Annotated in this window: 2 protein-coding genes; one reads left to right on the top strand and one right to left on the bottom strand. The window is 55.3% G+C overall.

Going from position 1 to position 4,324, the window contains the following annotated elements; translation table 11 throughout:
- Positions 1 to 63 precede the first annotated feature (63 nt).
- The gene (locus DACE_RS16795) at positions 64 to 1,518 is read left to right on the top strand and encodes an FG-GAP repeat domain-containing protein (RefSeq protein WP_006003377.1); all 1,455 of its coding nucleotides are present in this window, start codon (positions 64 to 66) and stop codon (positions 1,516 to 1,518) included.
- 76 nt (positions 1,519 to 1,594) lie between these two features.
- Here the strand turns inward: DACE_RS16795 and tkt are convergent, their stop codons facing one another.
- Positions 1,595 to 3,583, bottom strand: a complete 1,989-nt coding sequence (gene tkt, locus DACE_RS16790) for a transketolase (protein ID WP_040367951.1) — start codon at positions 3,581 to 3,583, stop codon at positions 1,595 to 1,597.
- Positions 3,584 to 4,324 lie beyond the last annotated feature (741 nt).

Below are 4,324 nucleotides of genomic sequence, written 5' to 3'. Positions count from 1 at the left end.
ATCCTGTCGGGGAGTTTTATTTTATTTGTCGTTTATTAGACATGTTTCAACAATGAGGTGGTTATGAAGCGAGGATTCAGATCGATTGTCTTGATGGTGGTATTTCTGGGAGTGTCTTCCCTGGCACTGGCAAGTCAGTGGCCTCAGCTCACGGATCGCTTGGAAAAGTGGCAGGGTGACAAAGAAGTTGTGATGCCCGAGGGGGTGGATCTGTTTGCTGATCCGGCGTTGGCGCCGGTTGTCGAGTTGTTGCTGGAACAAGGGTTCGCCGTGCTTCCAGAGGGGCCATCAGAAAAAGGGTTGACTCTTGAGGTGCGGGAAACCGCCGCCGGGAAGCGGCTGTTGCTCAAACGTGGTTCGGATAATGCCATTGTGGCGATGGAAAAGATTGGTCCAGCGCTGCCGGTCACTGCTACGCCTGAGCCCGTGGTGTTACAGACACCACGCAATACCGCAGCCGTTCATCAAGTAACACCGGTTTCAGCTCCGCAACCCCGTGTTCTTTCCGTGCAGCACCCTCAGCCCGTCATGACACCCGGTGAGCTGATGTTTGAAATTCCCGGCAATCCGGTTCAGGTTGTGAGCTGGGCTGCTGGCGACGGTGTTGAGCTGTATCTTCTCTATCATGACCGTGTTCAGCACTTTCGCAGTCGTGGCAACTATTTTGAGCCTCTGGAATCATTTAAGCCGTCTGTTGATGTGTCACGCGGCTTAAGGCTGACGTGTGGTGACCTGAATGGTGATGGCCAGCCGGAGATTGGTGCGGTATGGAGCGAGGATGTCCATGATGTCTCCGAGGGGACCGACTCCCTGTTGCACAGTTGGGTCCTTTCCACTGTGTCGCTCAAGCCGATCAGTGCTGACTTGAAGGGGTATGTGGATCTTGCCGATAACCAGGGACGCTTACAGCGCCGTGAGAGTTATGCGGCCTTTGCGCCGGAAATCTTGCCGCTGCAGATGAAAAACGGTTCGGTTGTGGTCGGGTCATCGCCGCTGCAGACCACGTCACACCTGTTATATGGAACCGTTGCCTGGCCCAATTCGGAGCAGTCCCTGGTGTGGAATGACGACCAGCGCCTCATGCTCCAGGCCCGTTCAAAGCATCAGCGCATTCCCGGAACCACCCTGTTGACAGATTTTGGTGATTATCAGGGCCCTTATGTGTCGATCCCGTTGAAAAATCCCGAGTATCGGAGTGGTTTTTCGGCAACGGATCAGGTGTTGGCCAAGGAGGTTGTTCTCGCGCGGCGGCTGGTGAAAAGGCACGGCGCTGTTTACACCCTGATTCGTGGTCGTAGCAAAGGATTGCCGCTGGTCGGGGGCGCAAGTGGTGCAGACCGGCTGGTGCGTATTGAACAATCCGGACGCGGATTGCAGGCCCAATATCCGTTTGCCGCGGTTGATGCGTTTATTCTCGACTTTGCCGTGTACGGAGATCCGGCGCAGGCGGTGCTGTTGCTCAATGAAAAAGAGGACGGCAGCGGAACGGCGTATTTACGTTTTCAAAGCCGCCTGTAGTTTGGCAGCAAAGAGCAATAAAAAAGGGGAAGGTCGTGAGCGACCTTCCCCTTTTTTTGTGTATGGAGCTTACGAATTAACCAATCAGCTCTTTGGCTTTGGCAACCACATTGTCGGTGGTAAAGCCGAAGTGATCCATCAGCTGACCACCCGGTGCGCTGGCACCGAAGCCGGTCATACCGACAATTGCGCCATCCAGGCCGATGTAGCGTTCCCAGCCGAATGTAGAAGCCGCTTCCACGGCCAGCCGGGCACGGCAGGCGCTTGGTAGAACTTTTTCTTTGTAAGCGTTATCCTGGTTTTCAAACAACTCCCAGCTGGGCATGGAAACTACACGGACACCAACGCCCTGCTGTTGCAGGGTATCGCGTGCGGCCAGTGCGTGCTGGACCTCGGAGCCGCTGGCCATGAGGATTAATTGTAGATCCCCTTCTTCCACAGCCAGAACATAGGCTCCTTTTTGAACGCCATCCGCTGACGCGTATTGATTGCGATCCAATGTCGGCAGGTTCTGTCGGGTCAGGATCAGCGCTGTGGGGCCCTGGCGGTTGATCAAGGCGGCTTTCCATGCCTGGGCCGTCTCGTTGGCGTCGCAGGGGCGCAGGACCGTCAGGTTGGGGACGCTGCGCAGTCCGCACAGTTGCTCGATGGGTTGATGGGTCGGCCCATCTTCGCCGACACCGATGGAGTCGTGGGTCAAAACGTAAACCGGAGCAATGCCCATCAATGCCGCCATACGCATCGGCGGACGCATATAATCAGAGAAGATCATAAAGGTTGCGCCAAACGGCAGCAGGCCGCGGGTGTGACACAGACCGTTGAGAATAGAACCCATGGCATGCTCACGAATGCCGAAATGGATGTTGCGACCGGCAGCTTCGGGGGTAAACGCGTCTTCACCCTTAAGGTGGGTGTTGTTGGACGGAGCCAGATCAGCACTGCCGCCTAGCATCATCGGTAGTCCGGCAGCCAGGGCATTGAGGACCTGGCCACTTGAGGAGCGGGTGGCGGCGCTGGAACCGGCCTCAAAAGCCGGCAGAAGAGCGTCGATCTGCTCTGCAGACAATTCATTGTCGCTGCACCAGTCTGCCAGGGCGGTGTTGGTGGCACATTTCTGTTGGCATTCCTGGTTCCAGGTGGCTTCAAGTTTCTGGCCGCGCTCTTTGAGCTCCGCCATGTGTGTATAGACGCTTTCGGGAACCGTAAAGCTTTGCTCGGGGTCAAATCCGAGGGCCTGCTTGGCCAGAGCCAGTTCGTCGGTGCCGAGGGGAGCGCCATGGGCTGCTGCGGTCCCTTGCTTGTTGGGCGCACCCTGACCGATGTTGGTGCGGGTGATGATCATCGACGGTCGCGGGTCGCGTTTGGCCCGCTCAATGGCGGCATCCACTTCGGCGAGGTTTTCACCCGTGACGCGTTCAACGTGCCAGCCGTAAGACAGGTAGCGCGTTGCCACCTCTTCGCTGAATGCCAGTGAGGTGTCGCCTTCAATGGTGATTTTGTTGTCGAGGTAGAGATACACCAGGTTGCCGAGTTTGAGATGGCCGGCCAGAGAGGCGGCTTCGGAAGCGACCCCTTCCATTACGTCACCATCAGAGCAGATCGCATAAACAGTGTAGTCAAACAGGTCTTTGTCCAGATTTTTCTGCAGATAGCGAGCACCCATGGCCATGCCGGTACCGACGGCAATGCCTTGACCGAGCGGGCCGGTGGTGGTTTCGACGCCGGGGGTGTGGCCGAATTCCGGGTGTCCCGGAGTTTTACTGCCGAACTGGCGGAAATTTTTCAGGTCATCCAGGCTGATGTCGTAGCCGGACAGGTGCAGTGTGCTGTACAGCAACATCGAAGCGTGACCGCAGGACAGGATAAAACGGTCGCGGCCCGGCCAGTCTGGATTTGCTGGATTGTGGCGCAGATGGCGGGTGTAGATCAAATAAGCCAGAGGAGCCCCTTCCATCGGGGTTCCGGGGTGACCGGAGTTGGCTTTTTCAACGGCGTCAGCCGAAAGCAGACGGATGGTGTCAATGGTTTGCTTGGCAAGTACGGGATCAAACGTTTCAGCGTGCATGTGCGTGGGCTCCTTTGGAGGTGAATATTTTTTGGAGCCTAATTCAAGCAGGAATGGGGGCATTTTGCAAGATGAGATCGTCCTAAACCGGCTCATCTAAAAGAAAAAGTTGACAGAGACGTTTGGGTGAGGTGTGTGTCGGGTGCGATGAACACTTCCAGTCTGCCCGGTTGATGACGGGCAGACTGAAGGGAAATTAAACGGTTAGGACGCCAGGTAGGCGTTGATACTCTCCGCAATGGTTTCAAAAATCTTGAGTAAATTTCCTCTTCGAACGCGCCTCAAGCTAAGTGTGATGCCGGAAAACGCTTGACTCCGGTTGTTTGTAAAAGAGAGCGTGGAGTGGCGAACCCACGCCAGATTGCCCTGCTCGCAGGCCCAACAGGTTAGTAAACAAAACGTTTGTCCGCAAAGGGTCCCGGGTTTGGCGAACCAGTTTCTTTCCAACAATGGGTACCGAACCTTGGGTCCGTTTTGTCCCAAATCTTGCCAGCCTTTCTGGGGCTGTTTTGTTTCAAGGGACCGTTTTTGCCGGGTCTCAAATAGGCCCCACACCCTCATTATAAAAAAACCCCCCCCCCCGTTTGGGTTACACCAATTGAAACTTTTTTGAACATGCCCACGTGTGAACAACAACTTTCCTCTTCTTATAGGTATAAAATACTCCTAATAATAGGCGCAAAATTAATTGTGGTGAAAAGAAGACTTTTCCTTCTGTTAAACCCCCCCTTGGGATGCCCC

It is taken from the genome of Desulfuromonas acetoxidans DSM 684, from assembly GCF_000167355.1.
In the GTDB taxonomy this organism is placed as follows: domain Bacteria; phylum Desulfobacterota; class Desulfuromonadia; order Desulfuromonadales; family Desulfuromonadaceae; genus Desulfuromonas; species Desulfuromonas acetoxidans.
Note: the sequence above shows the minus strand (reverse complement) of the source record. Positions and strands in the feature narration are given on the sequence as shown.